Raw genomic sequence first — 24,809 nt, 5'->3', positions numbered from 1 at the left:
TTTTCGCTACCGGACGATCACCGACAGGGGCGCGCTCCTCGTCGCGCCGAGGGCGTTGGCGAACTCCACCACGTACTCGTACTCCCCCGCCGGCTTGCCCGTGACGTCGAGCGACGCCTGCTGCGCCTTCGGCGTCGCGGCCACGAGGTCGCCCTGGCCCACCTGCACGCCGTTCTCGAAGAAGCGGTACCGCGTGGCGTTGGTGCCCCACCACAGGTCGGCGCGGACGGTGAAGGTGCCGTCGTGGTCCCGGTTGTCATCGCCGAGCGACGGCGTGCCGGGGCCTGCGTCGCGCACCGTGACCTTGAGCGGGTCGACGGCGCGGACGCCCTTCGAGTTGACCAGCTCGCCGGTGTAGACGTACGAGCCGTTCCGCCGTCCCGAGAGCTTCACCTCGGCGTGCTGCGCCCCGGGCGAGTTCATCGTCAGCGGCGTGGTGCCGATCAGCTCGCCGTTCTCGAAGAGGCGGAACCGGGTGGCGTTCTCGCCGTGCCAGAGGTTCATCGAGATCGTGTACGCGCCGTCGAGCAGGCCCGTGTCCCACCCGTTGTCCGACGTGAGCCGGCCCGCGGCCGGGACGGTCGCGGCCCCGTCCTCCACGGCGGTCACGGTCCACCGGTCGAAGTCGTAGACGACGGAGGCGCCGTCCAGCGACGCGGTGAACGTGGACCCCAGCTTGTCCTGCCGCAGCCACGGGGTGTCGAACAGTTTGAACGAGTCGTAGTCGATCGCCGTGCCGTTCACCAGGTGGGCGGGGCCGGGCGCCTGGGCCGCGGAGTCGAAGGTGATGTCGAGTTCGTCCCCGTTCAGGCTGTGGTAGACGAGCCGGGGCTCGGCGTCGTCGAGCCGGCTGACGTCCATGCTCGTGGTACGCACCAGGGCGCTCGCGAACGCGTCGAGGTCGGCGTACGCGGACTTGTCGGCCGTCTCCAGCGCCCACCCGTTCCTGTCGGCCTGGCTGCGCAGGATGTCGTAGCTGTAGCTGAGCGCGGCGGTCGGGTGGGTCTGCGCCGTCGTCTTGACCTTGTTCGCCGGGTCGTTCGGCGTCTGGTGGTACCACTTGCCCGGCTTGACCAGCTTGTACGCGAAGTACATGGACCCGGCGTCGGCGACCGTCCACCCGTCGACCTCACGCCGTTCGCGGATCGACCCGGAGGTGGGGAACAGCGCGTTGAGGTAGTTGGAGGTCTGGTCGCCCGACGACTTGTAGACGCCCACCGCCGTGGGGCCGTGCTGCATCACCCGCTGGTTGGCGGGCTGGTTGTAGGTGCCGATCGGCGCGGTGCCCTGGTCCGCCGACAGCCGGAACAGCGGGTTCGCGGCGTCGGAGTGCCAGCGGAGCACGACGGGCAGGTCCTCGATCCAGTTGTCGACCCGGCGGTACTGGACCTCCGTGCCGAGCCCCCAGGTGGGCCGCACGTAGCTGGTGCGGTAGATGTCCATCGCGCGCCCGCTCGAGTTCTGCAGGTTCGTCTTGTGGGAGGTGTACGACTTGTCGGTCAGCCGGCCGATCCGCACCGCGAGCTCGGGCGGCGCGTACGTCATCCCCTTCCAGGCGGCCAGACCGGCGTACTCCAGGTTCGGACGGTACGCCGCCGGCGCCGGGTTGTCCGATTCGCCGACGCCCTGCTGCGCGCGGTGGGCGCCGAAGTACGTCCAGGCGAGCGTCGAGTGGTCCGCGGCCCGCCACGTCGGGTCGTTGGCCGCGTGCGCGTCGCCCTTGGCCCGGCTCTCCGACGAGATCATGTAGCCGTCGATCCAGTCGTTGGCCCACTCGAACCACATGACGTCCATCGCCATCTTCACCCGCCGGCGGAGGTCGGCGTCGTCGGCCCACTGGTAGACGGCGTTGAGGCAGAAGTACGTCATGAAGGTGTACTCGGGGCTCTGGTACTCGGCCCAGCCCCGCCGCACGCCCGCCTCCACCATCTCGAGGATGTTGGCCTTGTTGACGCTCTTCAGCTGCGCCCCGGAGTTGCCGTTCAGGTCGGCGAGGTCGGGGAAGTACTGTCCGACGAGGTAGCCGGTGGCGTAGTTGCTCATCCGCAGGTTCTCGGTCTGCGCGAGCTTCTGGTAGGCGTACGAGGCGAAGTAGCTCCGCACGTGCGCCAGCATGCCGGCGCTGAACTGGTCGCCCACCATGAGGTACGCGTACATCTTCGCCATGGTCTTGTACTGCTCGTAGTCGTAGCTCTGGAAGAGCGTGTCGAGCTTGGCGAGGTTGGCCGCCACGTTCTCGTGGTCGGCGAGCTGCGCCGCGTACTGCGCCACGTTGACGGCGCCGCTCTCCTCCTCCATGGCCTTGGTCTTGTCCCACAGCCAGCCGGCCCGGGTCTCGTGGGTGCCGGGGAACGGGGCGGGCGACTCGGGCACGTACGGGCCGGTCGCGACGGTGAGCGGGGCGCTCGGCGCGCTGACGTTGCCGCTGGCGTCCTTCGCCCGCACCGTGAACTCGTAGCTCGTCGCGGGCACCAGGCCGCTCACGACCGCGGAGGTGGCGTTCCCGCCGGCGGACGCGGCCAGGTAGCCGTCCCGGTAGACGTCGTACCCGGTCACGCCGACGTCGTCGGTGGACGCCGTCCAGCTGAGCGAGACGCCGCTGGCGGACACGTTCCCGCGGGTGAGCGCCGTCGGCGCGGTCGGGGGCCCCGCGTCGGAGACGCTGCCCAGCTCGTAGACCCCGAGGTTGTCGACGGTGATCGCCTCGTCGGTGCCGCCGGTGTCGACGCGCACCGAGAATCCGAGCTCGACCGTCGAGATGACCCGCTGCCCGCCGTTGGGCACGATGGTGAAGCGGTACTGCGGGAGGTCGGTGTCGTCGACCCGCGACAGCGCGCCGGAGGTGCCGGTGTAGGCGGAGGTGGTCGTGACGCTCACGGCCGGGACCGGGAAGCGCGGCACCAGGTTGTTGTCGAAGTTGCCGAACTGGATCTGCGCGTAGATGTCCTTCGCGACCGGCTTGTCGCCGGCCGCGCTCCGCTTGAGGTCGTAGGCCAGCGTGAACTGCTGGGCGGGGCTGCCCACGGGCTGGCGGTAGACGGCGTTGATGCGGTCCTTGAGCGTGCCGGCGGACCACCGCCGGTAGAAGTAGCTCGAAAGGTTCGCGCCCTGGGCCGCGTCCCGGAGTTCGACGGCGTTGTCGCCGTCCACGCTCACGATCTGCTGCGTGCCTCCCGACGCCGGGTTGGCCACGGTCAGCGAGCTCGTGCCGCTGTCGAACCCGGTGTCCATGTCCGCGGCGAGGAGGTTGGTCGGCGACGGGTCGGCGACGGCCGCGTGGGGGGCTCCTTGGGGGGCAACGAGCAGCGCCGCGGCGCATAAGGAGGCCAGTGCCCCGGCCAGGATGGTCATGAGTCACCCTTTCGCTGGTGTGCGGGTCGGCTACTTGACGGCCCCCGTCGCGAGGCCCTTGCTCCAGAACGACTGCAGCGACAGGAACATGGCGACCACGGGCACGACCGAGACGAGCGCGCCTGTGACGACGGTGCTGTAACCGATGGGATAGCCCTGCAGTTCGCGCCAGCCGACGAGGCCGACGGTCACCGGCTGGAGCCAGGTGTCGGCGAGCATGAGCGAGGGCAGCAGGAAGTTCGTCCAGATCGCGACGAACTGGAAGAGAAAGATCGTGACCATCGCGGGCGCCATGAGCCGCACGCCCATCGCGAAGATGCGCAGCTCTCCGGCGCCGTCGATCCGGCCGGCCTCCAGCAGGGCGTCCGGGATCGAGGACGCGGCGTAGATCCGGCTGAGGTAGACGCCGAAGGGGCTGACGATGCTCGGGATGAAGACGGCCCAGAACGTGTTGATGGTGCCGGTGAAGCTGAACACGAGGTAGAGCGGGATGGCCAGCACGGGCGCGGGCAGCAGCACCGCGGCCAGCACGGTGCCGAAGACCGCCTCGCGCCCCGGGAAGGAGAACTTCGCGAGCGCGTACCCGCACATGGACGCCAGGATCGTGGAGACGATCCCGCCGCCCACCGCGTACAGCAGCGAGTTGAGCAGCCAGCGTGCGTAGATGCCGCCCTGGGCCTGGAACAGGGTCTGGACGTTCTCCACGAGGGCGAAGTCCTTGCCGAACCAGAAGCCGTTGCCCGAGAAGATCTCCCCGCCGCCCTTGGTGGCGGAGACGACCAGCCACCACACCGGGAGCAGGAAGTAGACGGCGAAGATGGTCATGACGGCCAGCACGAACGCGCGTGAGACGGGGCTCACGGTCCTCAGCGGATGCGTCCGGGGCCGCTTGCGGCGGCTCGGCGCCTTGGCGGCGGGTTCGGTTCGCGGGGGCGATTGCAGTGCGGCGGTCATCGGGTGACGCTCCTGGCCGATGCGCGGAAGACGAGGACGGACAGCACGCAGATCAGGGCGCCGAGCACCACGGACTGCGCGGCCGCGTAGTTGAAGTCATTGGCCGAGAGCGAACGCACCGCGGCCATGATCGGGGTGTAGGTGGAGGGCAGGTTCGGCGCCACCGACTTCATGGTGACCGGCTCGTTGTAGAGCTGGGAGGTGCCGATGATGGAGAAGACGAGGGTGAGCAGCAGGGCCGGCCGGATCAGCGGGACCTTGATGAGCAGCGCGGCCTTCCAGCCGGAGCAGCCGTCCAGGGCGGCGGCCTCCATCGTCTCCTCGGGGATGGCCTGCAGCGCCGCGAAGATCAGGATCGTGTTGTAGCCGGTCCAGGCCCACGTCAGGATGTTCGCGATGGAGAACGGCAGGGCGCCGTCGGTGACGAAGCTGACGTCGACGCCGATCGAGGCGAAGAGCCGGGTGACGGGGCTCAGCGTGGGCGCGTACAGGAACGACCACACCAGGGCCGCGATCACGCCGGGCAGCCCGTAGGGCACGAAGTACGCGATCCTGAAGAACTTGCGTCCCCTCGGCACGGACGAGTCCAGCAGCAGAGCGAGGACGAGCGCGATGCCCAGCATCACCGGCACCTGGATGACGCCGATGAAGCCCACCCGGCCCAGGGACGCGATGAACTCCCCGTCCTGGAAGACCCGCACGTAGTTGCCGAGCCCCGCGAAGACGGTCTCGGCGCCGCCGAGGCCCAGGCCGGAGCGTTTCACCGCGAAGAAGCTCTGCACCACGGAGTAGCCGGCCGGCACCAGGTACACGACGAAGAAGAGCAGGAGGAACGGCAGCACGAACGGCGCGGCCCGCCGAAGCTCGCGAAGTCGGCTCGGCCGCTGTCTCGTCAGAGGGGACACGGTGACCTTGTCTTTCGAAGTACCGGGGAACGCTCGGGGCTACTTGCTGACGGAGAAGCCCTGGGCCTGCAGTGCGGACACCGTGCCCGTCTGGGCGCCGTTCAGGGCGTCCTGGAGGGTGGCGCTCTTGGCGGGCACCTTGCCGAGGCCGTCGCCGAGCGTCGAGGCCGTGGTGGACATCACCGGCCCCCACCGCCAGTTCGGGTTCACCTTGGCCGACTCCGCGCGGAACAGCTGGTAGATGGCCTGGCCGCCGTAGTAGCTCTCCGGGGCGTCGAGCGCCGGGTTGGCGAGCCCGGACTTGGAGGCCGGCAGGATGGCCGCGGATTTGATCAGGTTCGACACGGACTTGTCGTCGGTCGACATCCACAGGGCGAACTCGGTGGCCTCCTTGGGATGCGCGCAGCCCTTCATGACGGCCGTGGCCGAGCCGCCGGAGTTGCCGACCGTGTCTGTGGTGGCGTCCCAGCGGGGCATGGGCGCGACGGCCCACTTGCCCGCGGAGCCGGCGGCGTTGTCCCGGATCAGCGACGCCGACCAGACGGGGCCGACCTCGGCCCACACCTTGCCGCTGTTCCACGCGGTGTAGAGGGCCGCGTCGAAGGCCGGGTACGACGTGACGAGATCCTGGTCGAAGAGCCCCTGCCAGTAGCCGGCGACCTTGCTGTTGGCGGCGCTGTTCAGGGAGACCGTCCAGGCGTCGCCGTTGACCCCGAACCAGGGGGCGTCGCCCTGCCAGGCGAACCCGGCGTAGAGGTACGGGTCGGTCGGCAGGTTCATGATGCGGGACTTCGGGTCGGCGGCCTTCACCGCGGCGGCGGCCTTGCTGAACTCCTCCCAGGTCTTCGGGACCTCGATCTTCGCGTCCTTGAAGAGGTCGGAGCGGTAGAACAGGCCCATCGGCGCGGTGTCGACCGGCACGCCGAAGGTCTTGCCGTCGATGCCGACGTTGCCCCACACCCAGTCGGGGAACTCGGCGCGCCGGGCTTCGGTGTGCTCGCCGACGTCCTGCAGTAATCCGGCGGCGAGGAAGCTGGCGAACGTCTCGTAGCCGATCTGGGCGAGGCACGGGGCCGTGCCCGCCTTCGCGGCGGTGAACATCTTGTCGTAGCCGCCCGCGCCGCCGTTGGCGATGGCCTCGTACTTCACCTGGATGCCGGGGTGGGACTCGTTCCACAGCGCCACGGACTTTTCGTAGCCCGAGGCCCAGCCCCAGAAGGTGATGGTCGCCGGGCCGCTGGTGCTCGCCCCGGTGGTGCTGGAGCACCCGGTCAGCGCGAGTCCGGTGGCGGCGAGGGCGGCGGCCGCAGTGAGTCGCGCGTTTCGGTTGAGCATGACGTCCTCTCAACTGTTCGTTCAGGTCTTTGTCGGGTGATCACCGGCGGCATGCACGAGCCTTCAGCGCCTGCTACGGGGTCCGGCGGCTGACCGTGTCTCGGAGGGCATTTATTTCCCCTTTACGACGATCAGGTTAATGGCTGGATACTTGCATACAAGCCCCTGGCATGCAACGATCAATTTCGTGAGTTCCCATCGAGCGCTCGTTCCCGAGCCCACGCCCGCCGGGCGCGATCCGATGCTGTCGCCGGTCACCCGAGACCGTGCGCCGGCACGGACCTCCGATCGCGTCTATGACGAGTTGGTCTCCGCGATCCGGGACCTGCGGCTCGCCCCTGGAGCCTCTTTGTCCGAGACGGACCTCGCCGAGCGGCTGCACGTCAGCCGCACGCCGGTGCGGGAAGCCCTCGCGCGGCTCGTCGACGCGGGGCTCGTACGGGTCGTGCCGCAGGTCGGCACCCGGGTCGGGTTGATCAGCATGCGCGATGTGGAAGAGGCGCGCTTCGTCCGCGAGAGCCTGGAGGTCGCGGCCTTCGAGGTGGTGTGCGCCGATCCGGCGCCCGACGTCACCGTGCTGCGCGAGCTGCTCGACCGCCAGGAGCACAGCTACCGCACGGAGGACTACGACGCCTTCTTCGCCGCCGACGAGGCGCTGCACAGCGAGATCTTCTCGCTCAGCGGCTATCCGCGCGCGTGGCAGGCGGTGCAGCGGATGAAGCTGCAGCTCGACCGGCTGCGCCGGCTCGCCCAGCCCGACCTGGCCGCGGTGCGCGAGCTGATCGACGAGCACACGAAGATCGTCGACGCGCTGGAGGCCGCCGACCTGCCGACCGGCCGCGCCCTGATCAGCCGGCACGCCAGGCGCGCCCTCGAGCTCGGCCCGTCGCTGCGCGCCAAGCACCCCGACTACTTCACGGACTGAGCGCGTCACCCATGACCATCCGCATCTCCCTGGGCCACATCGACAGGTACGACTCCCGCGTCGCGACCTTCGCCCACCAGCTCGGCCTCACCGGCGTTCAACTGCACACCCCCGACCTGCTACCCGGCACCGACGGCTGCTGGAGCCTGGCCGAGCTGCGAGCCCTGCGCGAGCGCTGCGACGCCGACGGGCTGTCGATCGACGGCCTGGAGAACGTCCCGCTCGCCCACTTCTGGAAGATCCAGCGCGGCCTGCCCGGCAGGGACGAGCAGATCGAGAACTACCGGAAGACCCTCCGCAACCTCGCCGCCGTCGGCATCGACCTGCTCGGCTACAACTTCCTCGCCACCTACGTCTGGCGCACCGACATGGCCGCGAAGGGCCGCGGCGGCGCCATGGTCACCGCGTTCGACCTGGACGACGCGCACCGCGGCAACGCGCTCGCCGGCTACCGGCTGACCCCGGACCAGCCCGTGGACGAGCCGATCACGGCCGGCCAGATGTGGGCAAACCACCAGTACTTCCTCGACGCCGTGCTCCCCGTCGCGGAGGAGGTCGGCGTGCGGCTCGCCCTGCACCCGGACGATCCGCCCGTCGACGAGCCCCTCGGCGGCGTCGGCCGGATCTTCACCTCCCCGGCGGCCATCGGGAAGGCGCGCGAGCAGGCCGGGGGCAGCCCGTCATGGGGGCTGAACCTCTGCCTCGGAACGGTGTCGGAGATGGCCGGCGAGCAGAGCGTCAACGAGGTCATCGACCTCCTGGGGCCGGCCATCTTCTACGTGCACTTCCGGGACGTACGCGGGACGGTGCCGCGCTTCAGCGAATGTTTCCTCGGTGAGGGGAACTACAACCCGGCGCGGGTGATCCGCCGGCTCGCCGACTCGGGGTTCACCGGGTTCCTCATCGACGACCACGTACCGGCCATGATCGGCGACCTGGACACCTGGGGCGACACCTCGTCCGAGGCGTACTGCAGCCGGGGCCGGGCACACGCGATCGGATACCTGCAGGGCGTGCTGAACGGCCTGGCACTCGACGAGCCGGACGGCAACCGGGCGCGCCCGGCGGACGGCACCCGTGCGCGACCGGCGGACGGTCAGCTCCCGGCCGGGGTGTGACGCGCGGGCGGTTTCTCCGAGCCCCTGAGGATGAGCCGGGTGGGGAGCACCCGGTCGGCGAACGGCGAGGTGTCGCCGTTCAGGCGGGCGAGCACGAGCTCGGCGGCGGTGCGCCCCATCAGCTCGATGTCCTGGCTGACCACTGACACGGGAGGGTCGCCGAGCAGGGACGTCTCGAAGTCGTCGAAGCCGACGAGGGGCAGCCGCCGCCCGGCCTGCTGGAACGCGAGCAGCGCGCCGATCGTCGCGCGGTTGTTGGCGGTGAAGAGGGCGTCGGCGGAGCCGTCGCGGAGCACGGCGCCGACCTCGCGTTCGGCCTGCTCCCGGGTGTGCGCCGCGGTGATCGTGCGCGCGTCGCCGGCGCCGCCCAGCCCGGCCTCGGCGAGCGCCGCGGCGTATCCGGCGTGCCGTTCCCGGATCGTGTAGATGTCGAACGAGTCGCCGACGAAGGCGATGCGCCGGGATCCGGCGGCGGCGAGCGCGAGGGTGGCCGCGCGCGCCCCGCCCGCGTTGTCGGCGAGCACGGCGTCGGCGCCGGCGTACGGCACGGGCCGGTCGAGGAGGACCAGCGGCGGGATCGGCGCGGCGACCTCGGACCAGTCGCGGGCGACCCGCCGCGGCGGCACCACGATCAGGCCGTCCACCCGCTGCTCCATGAGCCGGTCGACGAGGCGATCGTGGCGCCGGCCGTCCTCTTCTGAGCTGGCGATCGTGACCAGGTAGCCGGCGGCGTCCGCGACGCTCTCGATGGCGCGGGCGAGCGTGGAGTAGTAGGGGTTGGCGAGGTCGCTGATGACCAGGCCGATGGTCTTGCCGGTGCGGCCGGGCCGGATGCTCGCCGCGGAGAGGTTGCGGCGGTAGCCGAGCTTCACGATCGCCGCGCTGATGCGGCCGGCGAGGTCGGGATCGATGTTCGTCTCCCCGTTGACGTGCCGCGAGACGGTCTTCAGGCTGACTCCCGCCTCGTGCGCGACATCCTTCATCGTGGGGTTGCGAAGCACCAGGTCTCTCCAGTCCGGCGGCCGGACCGCCCGTTCGCAGCCTGCCGGGCCCCGGCAGGCAGGTGCAGTGTACGTTCGCCGCGTCCTCATCGCTCGGCGGACCGCCGAGACCCGCGTCTCCCTCGCCCGGCGGACCGCCGAGACCCGCGCCCTCATCGCTCGGCGGACCGCCGAGACGTGCAGGCTCCTCGCTCAGCGGGCCGCCGAGACCACCCGTACCCCGCCCGCGGGGACCGTGATCTTGCCCTCGTGGACGGACCCGTCCAGCAGGTCGGTTCCGGCTCCGGGGACGGTGGACTCGGTGTCGCCGTGGTTGATGAGGAAGACGTACTCGTGACCGGCCGAGCGGCGGGTCACGACCTCCAGCCCGCCCGCCGGACCCCGCTGCGCGACCGCCTCCAGCAGGCGGGCGCGGGCGCCGGCGTCCAGCTCGACGCCCACGTACCAGGCCTCCCCCGCGCCCCGGGCCGCGCGCGTGATCGCCGGCGCGCCCGCGAAGTCGCCACTGAGGTAGCGGGCCGCGGCCACCGCGTCCGTCAGGTCGATCTCCTCGTGCCAGGTCGAGACCCGGGCGGGCCCCGTGACCCCATCGATCTCCACCGAGTCCGCGTCCGTCATGGGCGCGAACTCCTCCACGCGCACCCCCAGCAGCTCGCGGAACGCCCCGGGGTAACCGCCGAGCCGTACCCGGTCGAGCGGGTCGACGATGCCGGAGAAGTAGGTGACGATCACGGTCGCCCCCGCGGCCGCCGCGGCGGCGACGGCGGCCGCGTCCTGGTCGGAGACCAGGTAGAGCATGGGCACGACGATCAGCCGGTAGCCCGACAGGTCGGCCGACGGCGGCACGACGTCGACGGTGACGCCCGCCTCCCACAGGCTCCGGTACCAGCCGAGGGCGGACTCCGCGTAGGACAGGCCGTTGTGCGGATGCGACTCCCGCTCGGCAGCCCACCACGACTCCTCGGAGAACAGCAGCGCGCAGTCCGCCACGACCCGGGTCCCGAGCACTCCGGCGCAGGAACTCAGCTCCGCGCCGAGCGCCGCCACCTCCCGGAACTTCCGGCTGCCGGCGCCGGCGTGCGGCAGCATCGCGGAATGGAACCGCTCGGCGCCGGCCCTGGCCGCCCGCCACTGGAAGAAGCAGATCCCGTCGGCCCCGCGGGCGACGTGGGCGAACACGTCCCGCCTGAGCTGCCCGGGGCGCTTGGCGGGGTTGACGGAACGCCAGCTCGTGGCGCCGGCGGCGGTCTCCATGAGCAGCCACGGATCGCCCTTCGACAGGCCGCGCGCGCGGTCGGCCGAGAACGACAGCTCGACGTGCGCGTCAGGCGCCGGCCGCAGGTAGTGATCGCTCGCGACGAGGTCCAGGTCGGCGGTCCACGAGCTGTAGTCCATGTTCTTCCCGGCGTCGAAGAGCACCATGTTCGTGGTGATCGGCACGCCCGGGGTGACCCGCCGCAGCACGGCGATCTCCGCTCTCAGCTGCTCGCGGAGCTGGTCGGAGCTGAACCGGTCGAAGTCCAGCACCTGCGTGGGGTTCGAGTCCGTGAACGTGAGCCTCGGAGGCTGGATCTCCTCCCACGCCGAGTACGTCTGGCTCCACGCTGCGGTCGTCCAGGCGGCGTTCAGGTCGTCGAGCGAGCCCTGGTAGCGCTCCTTCAGCCAGGCCCGGAAGGCCACGGCGCTCGCCTCGCCGTAGCAGCGCGAATTGTGGCCGCCGAGCTCGTTGGAGACGTGCCACAGCGCGAGAGCGGGGTGCTCGCCGTAGCGTGCCGCCATCTTCTCCACCAGCGCGAGCGAGTGCTCGCGATAGACCCGCGACGACGGCGACCAGGCCTGGCGTCCGCCCTGCGACATCGTCCGCCCGTGCCGATCGACGGGCAGCACCTCCGGGAAGCGGGTGGTCAGCCACGGCGGCGGCGAGGCGGTGGCCGTGGCGAGGTCGACGGCGATGTCGTTCGCGTGCAGGAGGTCGAGCACGCGGTCGAGCCATTCGAAGTTCCAGCGGCCGGGCGCCGGTTGCAACGTCGACCAGGCGAAGACGCCGACCGTGACGAGGTTGACCCCGGCCGCGCGCATCAGCCGCGCGTCCTCGTGCCACACGCTCTCGTCCCACTGCTCGGGGTTGTAGTCGCCGCCGAAGGCCATGGGTTCGCCGCCGAACCGGGCCACGACGTTGGCGGGCCACCGGATCCATTCAGCCGTCACGCGCTCTTCTCCTCACCGTCAGGCCGCGGGGTGATCAGACTAGCGGCTTGAGACAACGTTGTTTTAGAGTGATCCCGCGTAAGCGGCTCGCAGCCCGTCCTGGCACGACTGCCGCGGTGATCGGGCACCCACCCGCCGCGGCTGACCTCCGGCGCCGCCCGTGGACGACATCGAGGGAGTGGATCGTGGCGGAGTTCGACGGCAAGGTCGCCATCGTCACCGGTGGGCACAGCGGCATCGGGCGGGCCACGGCCCGGCTGCTCTCGGCGCGCGGCGCGACGGTCGTGGCCGCGGGCATGCCACCGACAGGCGGCGCCGACGCTCCGCTTCCGGGCGTCGAGCACGTCGAGCTCGACGTCACCGACGAGAGCGCCACCGCGCGGCTGGTCGAGCACGTCGCCGCCGCGCACGGCGGGCTGGACATCGTCGTGGCCGCCGCCGGGATCCAGCGCTACGGCACCGCGGCGGAGACCGGCGCCGACGAGTGGAACGAGGTGCTCGCCGTCAACGTGACCGGCGCCTTCCACGCCGTCAAGCACGCGCTGCCGCACCTGCGCGCCCGCGGGGCGGGCTCGATCGTGATCGTCTCCTCTGTTCAGGCCTTCGTCACCCAGAGCGCCGTCGCCGCGTACACCACCAGCAAGGGGGCGCTCAACGCCCTGGCCCGCTCGATCGCGATCGACGAGGCGAAGAACGGGATCAGGGCCAACACCGTCTGCCCCGCGTCGGTGGACACCCCGATGCTGCGGGCCTCGGCCCGCGCCTTCTCCGACGGCACCGACCAGGGCGCTCAGGAGCTGGTCGAGTCGTGGGGACGCATGCACCCGATGGGGCGGGTGGCACGGCCGGAGGAGGTCGCCGAGGCCGTCGCCTTCCTGGCCGGTGACCGCGCCAGCTTCGTCACCGGCGTCGCGCTGCCCGTCGACGGCGGGCTGCTGGCCAACGCCGCGGTGGTGCTCCCCGGATGAACATGAGGATCGAGGTCGCGGTTCCCGGCAGGGCCCGGGTGGGCGAAGGACCGGTGTGGGACGCCGGGACCGGCCGCCTGCACTGGGTCGACATCCCCGCCGGCCACCTCCACACCAGTGACCCGGCCACCGGCCGGACCAGCAGCGTCGAGTTGCCGACGCTGGTCGGCGCCGCGGTGCCCCGGCGCGGTGGAGGCTTCGTCGCCGCGACGCGCGAAGGGTTCGCGACCGTCGAGCCCGACGGGTCGATGACCGTACGGCGCGCGATCCTGCCCGACGGGGAGCGCATGAACGACGCCAAGTGCGACCGGCACGGGCGGTTCTGGGCCGGCAGCACCGCGATGGACTTCGAGCCCGGCAAAGGCGCGCTGCACGTCCTCATGCCGGACTGGACGAGCCGCGTCGTCCTCGACGACCTGGCCCTGCCCAACGGGCTCGACTGGAGCCCCGACGGGCGCACCTTCTACCTCGCCGACAGCATCGCCGGCGAGATCTCGGCGTTCGACAGCGAACCCGGGTCCACCGCCATCAGCCGGCGACGCACGCTGTTCCGGATCCCCGCGCGCTCCGGGATGCCGGACGGCCTCACCGTCGACGCGGCGGGCTGCCTGTGGGTCGCGGTCTGGGGCGGCGACCGCCTGGCCCGCATCTCGCCGGACGGAGACCTGCTCGGCGAGATCCCCATGCCCGTGCACCAGCCGTCCTCGTGCGCGTTCGGCGGGCCCCGCCTCGACGTCCTGTACGTCACCTCGGCCAGGGAAGGGCTCGACCTGCCCGACGACGACCCCGCCGGATCGGTGTTCGCCCTCGACCGGCCGGGCGCCGTCGGCAGGCCCTCGACGGCGTTCGCCGGCTGAGCCCGGGGCCGTCAGCCGGGCAACCAGCTGTATACCAGGACCTTGTTGAACAGGTCGTCCTCGACGGCGATCTGGTACGAGCCGTCCGACCGCTTGACGGCGTTCAGGCCGTACGGGATGTCGACCCAGCCGGTGCGCGAGACCCCGCCGACGTTCGCGCCCGGCAGCCAGTTCCCGGCCGCCGCCCCGTCGGCGGCCCGCCAGGCCCACACCTGGCCGCGGGTGGTCACCCCGCAGCTGAAGAGGTAGTCGCCGGCCAGGGCCCAGGACACCGTGGTGACGGGCGGCGTCGCCGACACGTTCCACGGCAGCAGGATGGTCCAGGTCGGCGTGGTGTTGCCGGTGCTCCACCGGTCGTAGCGGGCCAGGACCTTGCCGCACTCCTTCCAGTACGCGTTCTCGAACGGCTGGGCGGCGGTGTACCCGGACATGTACATGACGTCCGTGGCGACCTCGTAGTGCAGCCGCCGGACGTTGGTGAACGGCTGCGGCAGGGGTGACGTCACCCGGCTCGTGTAGTCGTACATCGGGTTGGCCTGAGCGTCGAAGCCCTGCAGCGGGTAGCGGCGCAGGTTGCGGTCGCCGCCCTCCCAGATGTCGCCGCGGTCGTCCACGAACCACACCCAGCAGTTGCCCGGGGAGTTCGCGCCGGTCCCGGTCGTGATGTACTCGTCGGCGGTGAACTTCCCGTCGCCGTTCTTGTCCCGCCAGATCCACTCGCCGGACGCGGGCTGGTACGGCGGCCAGGTCGGGTCGTCGCCGGTCCAGTGGGCCTTGAAGACGGCGCCGGACGGCTTGGCGATCTCGCCCTCGTAGCGGTAGATGAGCAGGTGCGAGCAGTACATGCCGGTGGCGTACATGTACAGCCGGTTGTTGTTGAGCCGCCTGAGGAACGGCGAGCTGACGTGGTGCTGGTGCCCGGTCAGGAACAGCCGCGGGTCCTGCGGGTACTTCACGGAGTCCAGGGAGTAGCCCACCCAGGTCGCGTTGCTGCCTGGCGGTTTGGTGTAGTCCATCCGGTAGTGGTTCTGCTGGCTGAAGACGTCCCGCCCGTCCGTGGCCGGGTCGAAGTCGGCCGTGGTCACGAACTCGGCGCCCATCAGCTGCCACACCAGGTTCCCGCTCGGGCCGTACTTGCGCAGCCACGTTCCGAACTCGCACATCGCGACGTACACGTTGCCCGCCGAGTCGCCGCCGACCCCGGTGATGCCGAACAGCTTGTCCGGCCTGACCAGCCCGGGGTTGCCCGCGCCGATGCCGCCGGCCTGGCCCAGGCTCCTGGCCTTCGTCGGCGTGGCCGCGGACAGGCCGGTGTAGGTGTGCACCTGGCGCAGCGGGCCGTTGTCGCCGACGAGCAGGTTGCGGTCGCGGTCGATCGCGAGCGAGGTGGGGATCCAGTCCGGCGACGGGCCGGCGATGGTGCCGGGCAGCGCCGCGCCGGTGTTGGAGAAGTGCAGGATCTGCGCGGGTCTGGCGGGATCGACGTGCCAGAAGTGGCCGTCGTTGGTGTCCCTGGTCACGTTGGCGACGACCCAGATCTCGCCGCTCGTCCTGTCGACCGCCACGGCGCCCGGCTGGTTGACGCTCCACGTACGCGTCAGCGCGCCCGTCGTGGCGTCGAAGACCATGACGCGGTTCCTGGTCCGGTCGGTGGCGATCACCTGGGTGTCGGTCGCGGCCGCGGCGGCGGGCGGGCTGCCGACGTCGAACGTCAGCGACGTGGCGACGCCGGCCAGCGTGAACGCGGTCAGGCCGGTGCCGATCGACAGGTAGGCGTTGGTGCTGTTGACGGCGACCGCGTCCCCGTTGGCGCGGGGGCAGTTGCCCGTCATGTGAGCGTCCTTGTAGACGCCGGCGTAGTTGCCCGCCTCGTCCCAGAAACTGACGGTGTAGATCGTCCCGTCGGGCGTGACCGCCATGTTGAACACGAAGTCCTGCACCCACTCGGTGGCACCGGAGAAGGTGTTCCCCACCCAGGAGGTGGTGACGTTCGGGGCGGCGGCCCGCGCCGGTCGCTCCCCGGCGAACAGCGTGGTGAACAGGACGGCGCCGCCGCCCTGGACGAGGACCTGCCGGCGGGTGATGTGGGGTTTGTCGTCCATGGCCAGAATCCTTTGTTCCAGGCGATGGGAATGGTCAAGTGAACGTTCACTCGACCCAGAATGACGTTAAGATCGCATTACTGCGGTGTCAACGGCTTGTAATGTGCCGGGATCCGACATATCGTCACGTGAACGTTCATGGCGAGGAGACGCGATGGCAGGCCGGCCGACCATGCGCGACGTCGCGGCGCGCGCCGGAGTCTCGCACCAGACCGTCTCGCGGGTGGTGAACGGGGAGCCGTCGGTCACCGAGCCCGTCCGGCAGCGCGTGGTCGCGGCCATGACCGCGCTCGGCTACCGGCCCAGCGCCGGCGGGCGCGCCATGGCCCGCGGCCGCACCGAGGTCGTGGGGCTGGTGGTGCCGCACGACCCGGGGTTCACCTTCGCCAACGACCACCTGATGCGCCTCATCGGCGGCGCGGAGCAGGAGGTGGCCGCGCGCGGTCACGGGCTGCTGCTGTCCACCCGCGAGGCGGCCGGCGACGCGGCCTCCGCCTACCGCCGCTTCGACCGGCGACGCCTGGTCGACGGGCTGCTCGTAGAGGGCGGCGCCGGGCTGCGCGCGCTGTCCGGCCTGCTCGCGCAGGGCTACCCGACCGTAGTGATCGGGTACGCCGAGGACGACCTGCCCATGGTCCACCCCGACGACGAGGGCGGCGCCTACGCCGTCACCCAGCACCTGCTGGCCCTCGGCCACCGCCGGATCGGCGTCGTCGACGGGGCGGCGGAGAACCGCCTGGCCATGGCCGCCCGGCTGCGCGGCGTCGAGCGCGCGTTCGCCGACGCGCGGCTCGCCCCTTCCGCCGAGCTGACGGTCCGCGGGGACTTCACCGTCGAGTCCGGCTACACCGCCGCCGGGCTGCTCTTCGACCGCCCCGACCCACCGACCGCGGTCTTCGCGTTCAACGACGGCATGGCCCTCGGGGTGCTGCGCTGGCTGCGGGAACGCGGACGCGCCGTGCCTGGTGACGTCTCGGTCGCCGGATTCGACGACACGTCTGCCGGTGCCTTGTCCGAGCCGCCTTTGACGAGTGTCGCGCTGCAGAGCGTGGACCTGGGACGGCGCGCCGCCCAGATCCTCCTCGACCTGCTGGACGGCAAACAACCGGCCGAACGCCGCACCGTGATACCCAGCCGCCTCATGGTCCGCCACTCCACCGCACCCCCGCCCCCCCTCCCCACCACCCCCGTAACCGGCACCCCCTCATCACCACCCCCGTAACCGCCACCGGCCGCCGTTCGCCCCCACCGCCACCATCACCGTCGCCCCCACCACCGCCGTAACCATCGCCACCGCCTCTCCACCGCACCACAACCGCCGCCACCGCCACCGCCACCATCACCTTTCCTCACCGCCACCGCCCCCGGCGTCGCCTCACTCACCATCACCGCCGCCCCCGCCCCCTCCCTCCGCTGTTGCCGTGGCCTCCGCCGTCGCCTTCGCTGGCGCCGTTGCCCCCGTCACCGGGAAAGGACTCCCTGCGCCCATGACCACCAACCCCCGGCTCTCCCGCGCCGAAGACGCCACCCGCGGGCGCGGGCCACCTCCACCTCCGCCTCCGCCAACCCCTTCACCCCGACAAGGCGTCCCCCACCCGGCGGTAAAGTTGTCCGCACGAGACAACGACGGCACCAGCTCGGGGCCACCGACCTGGAAGGGGCCGCACCCAGGTGAGCACGCCCAGCGCGGAACGGAGCGGGCCGCGCCGCCCGACGATGACCGACGTCGCCCGGCTGGCCGGCGTCAGCCTGAAGACCGTCTCTCGCGTGGTCAACAACGTGCCCACCGTCGATCGGGAGCTGGCCGACCGGGTCACGAGCGCGGTGGCGGAGCTGGGCTTCCGGCGCAACGACATGGCCAGAAACCTGCGCGCGGGCAACACCTCGGCCACCGTCGGCCTGCTGATCGAGGACCTGGCCAACCCGTTCTACGCCGGCATCGCCGCGGCGGCGGCACAGTACGCCCTCGAACACGACACGATGCTCATCACGGCCAGCTCCGAGGAGGACGCCGGGCGGGAGCGCGCCCTGCTGCTGGAGATGTGCCAGCGGCGGGTGGACGGCCTGCTGGTGGTCCCGGCCGGCGACGCCGACCACGTCTACCTGCGCCCCGAGATCGAGCGCGGCACGCCGGTGGTCTTCCTGGACCGTGCGCCGCGCAACCTGCTGGCCGACACGGTCCTGATCGACAACGCGGGCGGGGCCCGGAAGGCCATCGAGCACCTGGTGGCCGCCGGGCACGAACGCATCGGCGTCATCTCGGACTGGCTGAGCATCTCCACGATGGCCGAACGGCTCTCCGCCGCGCAGGAAGCGCTGGAGCTGGCCGGGGTGCCGTACCGGGCGGACCTGATCAAGTACGGCCTGCACACCGTTCCCGACGCCGAGGCCGCGGTCGCGGAGATGCTGGCCGGACCTGAGCCGCCGACCGCGATCTTCGCCCTGAACAACCGCCTCACGCTCGGTGCCCTCGGCGCACTCGACAACCACCTGAGGCCGGCCACCCACGCCGGAATGAGCACCCACCCAGCCCCGGCCACCCACGTCGGAATGAGCACCCGCCCAACCCCGGGTGCCCGCGGTGGGATGGGCGGGTGGCCGGGGTCGGGTGGTGGCGTGGGCGGGGCGGTCGAGCTGGTCGGGTTCGATGACTTCGAGACGGCGGCGTTCGTGCCGTGGCGGCTGACCGTCGTGTCCTACGACGTGCGCGAGATCGGCCGGATGGGTGCCGAGCTGCTGTTCAGGCGCATCGCCGGGGACAGGTCACGGCCGCGGAAGGTCGTCGTTCCCACCGAGCTCGTCGTGCGTAGCGCGGGCTGAGCCCGCGTCCCCGCGAAGATCCTCGTCGTGCCATGAGGCTCTAGACAACGTTGTCTCAACGTGATTATGGTTCCCCCAACCCTTCGAGAGGAGCGGCGATGGCGAACCTCGCCGACCCGCGTCGGCTGTGGGCCGACGGCAGCGCGATTGACGTGCACGGTGTCACCGTGACGCGCCTGACCGCAGGCCCCTCCCCCAGCGTGCCCGCCACCGGGGGCGACGCCGTCGTCGAGGTCGTCGGAGTGGCGTCTGAGACAACGTTGGTACGGATGGACACCCCGCTCCACGGCGCCACCGGCTTCTGGCACCCCGCTGCCGGCTGGGAACGGCACCTTGCGGCGGACTGGATGGCGACCGGCCGGCGCACCGTCGGCCTCGTCGACTCCACGCCGCTCGGCTGCCTCTACGACGACGCGGGCCGCGCGGTCCTGGGATTCGCCACGGACCGCCTCGTTCGCACGACCCGGCTCAGGTTCGGCGTCGGGGAGCGGACCGGGCGGTTCGGCGTCTGGCTCGCGATGGACCTGGGTCCCGGCGAGCTCTGCCGCATCCGGATCGCACTCCCGGGCGCGGCGGTCGCGGAGACGGTGCGATCGCTGGCGCGCTGGCAGTCCGGCGCCGCTGCGCTTCCGGCCCCTGAGGCCGGACGCCTCCCCGCGTACTCGACCTGGTACTCCTACCACCAGGAGGTCAGCGCGGCCGCCATCGAGGCGGAGGCCGAGCTCGCGGCCGGGCTGGGGTGCGGGCTCCTCATCCTCGACGACGGCTGGCAGCGCGGCGCGTACGGCGGGGGTTACGCGGGCTGCGGCGACTGGGAGCCCGACCTGGAGAAGTTCCCCGACTTCGGCGCGCACGTCGAGACCGTGCACGGCCTCGGTATGAAGTACCTGGCCTGGATCGCGCCGCTGCTCCTCGGCGACGACAGCGCGGCCCGCGACCGGCTGGCCGCCTTCGCGCCGCACGCCAGGCCGGAGTGGCGCTGCCACGTCCTCGATCCCCGACACGAAGAGGTCCGGCGCTTCGTCGTCGACACCTGCGTCCGGCTCGTCGACCGGTACGGCCTGGACGGCCTCAAGATCGACTTCCTGGACGCCGCCATGGTGTACGCCGAAGACGGCCCCCGCCGGGAGGCGGGTATCGGTTCCGGAGAAGTCTCCCGTCCCGATGACGGCGCCGGTCCCGAGGGCGACGCCCGTCTCGATGACGACACCGGTCTCGGAAGCGATGCCCGCCTCGGAGGCCGCGCCCATCCCGAGGAAGGCGCCGGGTCCGAGGACGGTGCCGCTCTCGGAGGCGACACCCGGCCCGAGGGCGGTGCCCGGCCCGAGGGAAGCGACCACCCCGAGAAGCGCGACCGTCCCGACAAGAGTGTTGATGTCGGTGAGGCGATGTGGGCCCTGCTCGCCGAGCTCCGCGACAAGCTGCGGGCCGTCCGCGGGGCGGACCTGATGATCGAGCTGCGCCAGCCGTACGCCGGCCCCGCCATGCTGCAGTTCGGCAACCTGCTGCGCGCGGGCGACTGCCCGGCCGACGCGGTCGGGAACCGTGTCAGGACCCTGGACCTTTCCGCCGTCGGTCGGGAAAGCGCTGTCCACTCCGACATGCTCATGTGGGACCCCCAGGCGTCGCCGCAGGTCGCGGCCCGCCAGCTGCTCTCCGTCCTGCACGCCGTCCCGCAGATCTCCATGCCCCTCGCCCACCTGCCCGCCGCCCACCGCGCGATGGCCGGATTCTGGCTCGCGTTCTGGCGGGAGCACCGCGACGTCCTGACCCGCGGCGCGCTGGACGCGGGGCGACCCGACGAGCTCCACCCGGTGGTCATCGCCCGCGACGCCACGCGCGCCGTGGTCGTCTACCACGCCGGGAACCATGCGGCCACGCTGGACCCCTCCCCGTTCGACGAGATCGCCGTGGTCAACAACACCGGCGCGGAACGCGTCCTCCTCGACCTCACTCACCCCGCCGCGGTCCGTCTCGACGTCCGGGACGCCTGCGGCACCTCGGTCCGCTCCGAGACCGCGCGCCTGGAACCCGGCCCGCGGTGGCTGGCCGTCCCGCCGTCCGGCCTGTGCCTGATCAGGCCGGCCTGACCCCCCGTTATGGAGGCCCCTCCATGTCCGACCCCAAGCAGATCACCCGCCGCCAGGTCATGCGGTACGGCGCCGCCACCGCCGTCGGCCTGGCCTGGCTCGGCCCCGTCACGCGGGCGGCGGCCGACGCCACGACCGCGGCCGCCCCGCCGCTGGTCGAGGTCAACTACGCGGACCCCACCGGCCTGTACGCGATCGACGCCGCGGGCACCGCGTCCCCGGTGCTGACCGTGACGTTCAACAGCCCCGCCGCGCTGAGCGGCACCATCGCCTGGTCGGTGTCCGCCCGCGGCACGCAGGAGGCCGGCCAGGGACGGGCCGACTTCACGGCGCCCGCCGGGCAGGCGAGCACGACGAGCGTCCCGCTGGGCACGCTCGACCCCGACTACTACGCGGTCGCGGTCACCGTCACCGACGCGGCGGGCACGCAGTTACTCAAGGAGACGCACGGTCTCGGCGTCCTGCGCCCGACGATCCAGGGCCGGCGCCCGGGCTCCTGCTTCGGCATGGGGATCCGCGGGGAATCGGCTCCCCTGGTCACCAGGCAGATCGCACAGCGCATCGGCGTGAAGTGGACGCGCGGGGTCTTCTCCGTGCTGCCCGACACCGTAAGCCCGTCCCGCGGCGTGTTCTGGGGCCAGGCGGACATCGACCGGGCCCGCGCCGAGGTCGCGGAGTGGCACGGTTACGGCATCGAGCCCACCGGGTTCATCAACTACAACATGTCGTGGAACGTCCAGCCCGGGGCGGACGGCAAGCCCGTCCGGCCGCACCAGAACCGCCCGAAGGACATGGTGGCGCAGGCCGACATGGTCTACCACGCGATCGCCCCGCTCCAGGACCTCGTCAAGAACTGGGAGGTGTGGAACGAGCCGTGGGTGCACGGCTGGGCCTGGCAGACCGGCGACGCCCAGGACTACCGGGACATGACGAAGCTGATCTGGGACCGCGTGAAGCCGGAGTTCCCCGACGTGAACCTGCTCGGCGGGGGCTCGGTCAGCTACAACCGCGACATCGTGTACGCCAAGGGCTCCAAGGACACCGGCTACATCGACGGCTCGGTGAACCACGCCTACGGCTACCCGGACGCCACGCAGTACGCGATGGCCAAGACCCAGATCAAGATGGACCGGCTCTGGTCCAGGACCGGCGGCCGGGCCGGGCAGTGGCAGACCGAGCTCGGCACCGCGGAGGTGCACTCCTTCCCCGGCCTGCCGCCGAACGAGGCCGGGTACGCCGTGGCCAGGACGCTCGCCCCGACCCATCTGCTGCACCTGCTCGCCGGGGCCGAGGAGGACTCGCCGATCCGGATCTTCTGGTTCTCGCTGTGCTACGACAAGCCGTACTCCGGCCAGGAGTTCAACATCTACGACATCAAGACCAAGAGCCCGCGGCCCGCGGTCGTCGCCTACGCCACGATGACCGGGCTGCTGGAGGACTGCGAGCTGCTCACCGAGCTGTATCCGAAGGCGAGGTCGACCTGGGGCTTCCTCTTCAAGGCCGCCGACGGCCGGGGCCGCGCCGCGGTCTACGCCGACCAGCTCTTCGACGGCACGATGGAGCACCCCGACGCCGGGTACAAGGGCACCCTGACACTGCACCGCGCGCTCGGCGTCCGGGTCTACGACTACCTGGGCCGCCTGCTGTTCGACGGCAAGGCGCCGCGGACCACGCTGAAGCTGTCGCCGTGGGAGGTGCTGTACTTCGACAGTGACCTGAGCCCGGACGAGCTCAAGGTGGCGCTCACCACCGGCGCGGCGTTCGCCTACGACACGCCGATGGCGATCACGCCGCTGCCGTTCACGAAGCCGGTCGGGCCGGACGGCACCCTCGACGTCCGGGTCGAGAACGTCTCCCCGCACACCCTCCACGCCGTGCTCCGCGTCACCGCGCCGGAAGGGTGGACGCTTGCTCGCCGGGACAACGTTGTCCCAAGGCTGAAGCCCGGTGAGACGCGCGTCGTCTCGATCCCGGTCGTCTCCGCGCGGACGGATCCGGCCAACCGCTACTCCGTCGGCTTCGAGGCCACGATCCTGGGCCGGCCCGGTTTCCGCCAGACCGGGTCGCGGACCGTCCAGGTCGCCCACGCCCCGTTCAGGACCATCACGGTCGGGGCCGCCGCGAGCCAGTGGGACGGGGTCGTGCCGGTGACGATGACCGCCGGCGCCAAGGAGTACGCCTTCCAGACCGCCTGGGACGCCGGCTTCCTGCACTTCCGGGCCCAGGTCCAGGACGACCTGCAGCTGTCGAACGACCCGTTCGCGGTCAACGGCTACCTGTTCCCCTTCAAGGCCGACAGCATCCAGCTCGCCTTCGACGCGGTGCGGGACAAGACAGAGGACCTGCTCGCCGGGGACCCGCACTACGACAAGGCGATGCGCTCGATCTCGCACCTGTTCGTGGCGACGCTGGCCAAGGGCGGCCTCCCCGAGCTGCACCGCCAGCTCGCCCCCGGCACCAACTACCAGACCTACTACCCCACCAACGCGCCGCTCCCGACGCCGCTGGGCACGATGGACGCCCACCCGGACTCCGGCTCCGAGGGCCGGATCCAGGTGACGCGGGACGAGGCCGCGAAGGTCACCACGTACGAGGTCGCGCTGGCCTGGGACCAGCTGCCCGAGCTGGCCGCGGCGGTCAGGGCGCTGCCGGAGGGGTCGGTCCACGAGGCGACCATGGGCGTCCAGGTCCAGGACAGCGGGACGGGCGGCCAGGGCACCACGTACTGGACCGCGCAGAACGAGGCCCCCGCGTCGGGCTGCTACAACTTCGCGCCCTTCTGGTCCAGCGGCGCGCAGTTCACCGGCGGGCGCGTCGACACCCGCTGGGGCATCGGCCGCTAGCCCGTCCACCGGGCAAAGCCACCGGGCAAAGGGAGCCCGGCCGCCAGACCGTCCACCCGCAAAGGGAGCAAAGCACATGAACGACATCCCGGACCCGCCGTGGGCGGACGGCTCGGGCCTGCGGATCACCGGGGTCAGGACCGTCCTCACCGCGCCGGCGGGCACGACCCTGGCCGTCGTCCGCGTGGACACCAGCGAACCCGGCCTGTACGGGCTCGGCTGCGCCACGTTCACGCAGCGGGCCAAGGCCGTGCGCACCGCGGTCGACGAGTACCTGGCGCCGCAGCTGATCGGCCGCGACCCGGCCGACATCACCGACATCGCCGCCACGCTCCACCTCAGCGGCTACTGGCGGTCGGGGCCGGTGCTCAACAACGCGCTGTCCGGCGTCGACATGGCGTTGTGGGACATCAAGGGAAAGGCCGCGGGGCTGCCCGTGTGGCAGCTGCTCGGCGGGCGCTGCCGTACGGCGGTGCCGCTCTACACCCACGCGGCCGGGGCCGACGCGAAGGCCGTCGCCGACGAGGTGCGGCAGTGGCTCGACGCGGGCTACCGGTACGTGCGCTGCCAGGTCGCCGTGCCCGGCGGCGGCACGTACGGCGCGCCGAGCGCCGCCGGCCCGGCGAGCGCGCGGCCGCCGCTGACCCCGGGCGCGTGGGACCCCGCCGCGTACCGGCGCACGGTGCGCGGGCTGTTCGACCACCTTCGCGGCGAGGTGGGCGCGGAGGTGGAGCTGATCCACGACGTGCACGAGCGGGTGCACCCGACCGAGGCCGTGCGCCTGGCCAAGGACCTGGAGCCGTACGACCTGTTCTACCTCGAGGACCCCGTGGCGCCCGAGGACCTCGACTGGCTGCGCGCGATCCGCGCCCAGTGCGCCACGCCGATCGCGATCGGCGAGCTGTTCGTCAACCCGGCCGAATACCGGCCGGTGGTCGCCGAGCGGCTGTGCGACTTCATCCGGGTGCACATCTCCGCGATCGGCGGCCTCACCCCGGCCTGGCGGCTGGCGAACCTGGCCGAGGCGTTCGGCGTGCGCACCGCCTGGCACGGCCCCGGCGACGTCTCGCCGGTCGGCCACGCCGCCAACCTCGCCCTGGACCTCGCGAGCCCGAACTTCGGGGTCCAGGAGCAGCACCTGTTCGGCGAGCGGGTACGGGAGGTCTTCCCGGGCTGCCCCGAGATCCGCGACGGCTACCTGTGGCCGAGCGAGCGCCCCGGGCTCGGCGTCGACCTCGACGAACGCCTGGCCGCGAAGTATCCCCCGGCCGCCACCACCGCCTGGCGTCCGCCCCGGAGAGCCGACGGCGCTCTCCAGCGGCCGTGATCCAT

16 protein-coding genes are annotated in these 24,809 nt (G+C 71.6%); 9 read left to right on the top strand and 7 right to left on the bottom strand.

The window, feature by feature from the left end; translation table 11 throughout:
- Window positions 1-6 precede the first annotated feature (6 nt).
- From ABZS69_RS22220 to ABZS69_RS22205, 4 genes are all read right to left on the bottom strand, one after another.
- Window positions 7-3,351: a chitinase N-terminal domain-containing protein gene (locus ABZS69_RS22220; protein ID WP_355375398.1), complete on the bottom strand. Its 3,345-nt coding sequence runs from the start codon at window positions 3,349-3,351 to the stop codon at window positions 7-9.
- A 30-nt stretch (window positions 3,352-3,381) separates the two neighbouring features.
- Window positions 3,382-4,212, bottom strand: coding sequence for a carbohydrate ABC transporter permease (locus ABZS69_RS22215; RefSeq protein ID WP_355375396.1), 831 nt, complete (start codon window positions 4,210-4,212; stop codon window positions 3,382-3,384).
- A gap of 89 nt (window positions 4,213-4,301) precedes the next feature.
- Window positions 4,302-5,210, bottom strand: coding sequence for a sugar ABC transporter permease (locus tag ABZS69_RS22210; protein WP_355375393.1), 909 nt, complete (start codon window positions 5,208-5,210; stop codon window positions 4,302-4,304).
- Between the two features lie 39 nt (window positions 5,211-5,249).
- Window positions 5,250-6,545 (bottom strand): extracellular solute-binding protein, encoded by a 1,296-nt coding sequence (locus ABZS69_RS22205; RefSeq protein ID WP_355375391.1) that lies wholly within the window; start codon window positions 6,543-6,545, stop codon window positions 5,250-5,252.
- Window positions 6,546-6,732: 187 nt separating this feature from the next.
- Between ABZS69_RS22205 and ABZS69_RS22200 the strand changes: the two genes are divergently transcribed.
- Both ABZS69_RS22200 and ABZS69_RS22195 read left to right on the top strand, forming a co-directional pair.
- A complete protein-coding gene (locus ABZS69_RS22200; protein ID WP_355375389.1) occupies window positions 6,733-7,470 on the top strand; it encodes a GntR family transcriptional regulator in 738 nt (245 codons plus the stop codon).
- Between the two features lie 11 nt (window positions 7,471-7,481).
- Entirely contained in the window at window positions 7,482-8,588 is a 1,107-nt protein-coding gene (locus ABZS69_RS22195; RefSeq protein ID WP_355375386.1) for a mannonate dehydratase, read from the top strand.
- Here ABZS69_RS22195 and ABZS69_RS22190 read toward each other — a convergent pair.
- A complete protein-coding gene (locus ABZS69_RS22190; protein ID WP_355375383.1) occupies window positions 8,567-9,589 on the bottom strand; it encodes a LacI family DNA-binding transcriptional regulator in 1,023 nt (340 codons plus the stop codon). The genes ABZS69_RS22195 and ABZS69_RS22190 overlap by 22 nt on opposite strands.
- A 192-nt stretch (window positions 9,590-9,781) precedes the next feature.
- Window positions 9,782-11,797, bottom strand: a complete 2,016-nt coding sequence (locus ABZS69_RS22185) for a beta-galactosidase (RefSeq protein ID WP_355375380.1) — start codon at window positions 11,795-11,797, stop codon at window positions 9,782-9,784.
- Window positions 11,798-11,982: 185 nt separating this feature from the next.
- Between ABZS69_RS22185 and ABZS69_RS22180 the strand changes: the two genes are divergently transcribed.
- Window positions 11,983-12,765, top strand: a complete 783-nt coding sequence (locus tag ABZS69_RS22180) for an SDR family oxidoreductase (protein WP_355375378.1) — start codon at window positions 11,983-11,985, stop codon at window positions 12,763-12,765.
- Entirely contained in the window at window positions 12,762-13,622 is an 861-nt protein-coding gene (locus ABZS69_RS22175) for an SMP-30/gluconolactonase/LRE family protein (RefSeq protein ID WP_355375375.1), read from the top strand. The genes ABZS69_RS22180 and ABZS69_RS22175 overlap by 4 nt, the downstream gene beginning before the upstream one ends.
- An 11-nt stretch (window positions 13,623-13,633) precedes the next feature.
- Here the strand turns inward: ABZS69_RS22175 and ABZS69_RS22170 are convergent, their stop codons facing one another.
- A complete protein-coding gene (locus ABZS69_RS22170; protein ID WP_355375373.1) occupies window positions 13,634-15,724 on the bottom strand; it encodes a hypothetical protein in 2,091 nt (696 codons plus the stop codon).
- Between the two features lie 154 nt (window positions 15,725-15,878).
- Between ABZS69_RS22170 and ABZS69_RS22165 the strand changes: the two genes are divergently transcribed.
- The 5 genes from ABZS69_RS22165 to ABZS69_RS22145 all read left to right on the top strand — a co-directional run bounded on the left by ABZS69_RS22165 (window position 15,879) and on the right by ABZS69_RS22145 (window position 24,804).
- Window positions 15,879-16,946, top strand: a complete 1,068-nt coding sequence (locus ABZS69_RS22165; RefSeq protein ID WP_355375370.1) for a LacI family DNA-binding transcriptional regulator — start codon at window positions 15,879-15,881, stop codon at window positions 16,944-16,946.
- 449 nt (window positions 16,947-17,395) lie between these two features.
- Window positions 17,396-18,544, top strand: coding sequence for a LacI family DNA-binding transcriptional regulator (locus ABZS69_RS22160; protein ID WP_355375367.1), 1,149 nt, complete (start codon window positions 17,396-17,398; stop codon window positions 18,542-18,544).
- Window positions 18,545-18,642: 98 nt separating this feature from the next.
- Window positions 18,643-20,634, top strand: coding sequence for an alpha-galactosidase (locus tag ABZS69_RS22155; RefSeq protein ID WP_355375365.1), 1,992 nt, complete (start codon window positions 18,643-18,645; stop codon window positions 20,632-20,634).
- Window positions 20,635-20,657: 23 nt separating this feature from the next.
- Window positions 20,658-23,477 carry a hypothetical protein gene (locus ABZS69_RS22150; protein WP_355375362.1) on the top strand — a complete coding sequence of 940 codons (2,820 nt, stop codon included), beginning with the start codon at window positions 20,658-20,660 and terminating at the stop codon, window positions 23,475-23,477.
- Window positions 23,478-23,553: 76 nt separating this feature from the next.
- Complete coding sequence (locus ABZS69_RS22145) at window positions 23,554-24,804, top strand: enolase C-terminal domain-like protein (RefSeq protein WP_355375360.1); 1,251 nt, start codon at window positions 23,554-23,556, stop codon at window positions 24,802-24,804.
- Window positions 24,805-24,809 lie beyond the last annotated feature (5 nt).

The organism is Nonomuraea sp. NPDC005650, assembly GCF_040605375.1.
In the GTDB taxonomy this organism is placed as follows: Bacteria; Actinomycetota; Actinomycetes; order Streptosporangiales; family Streptosporangiaceae; genus Nonomuraea.
This window is presented reverse-complemented; position numbering and strand designations above follow the sequence as displayed.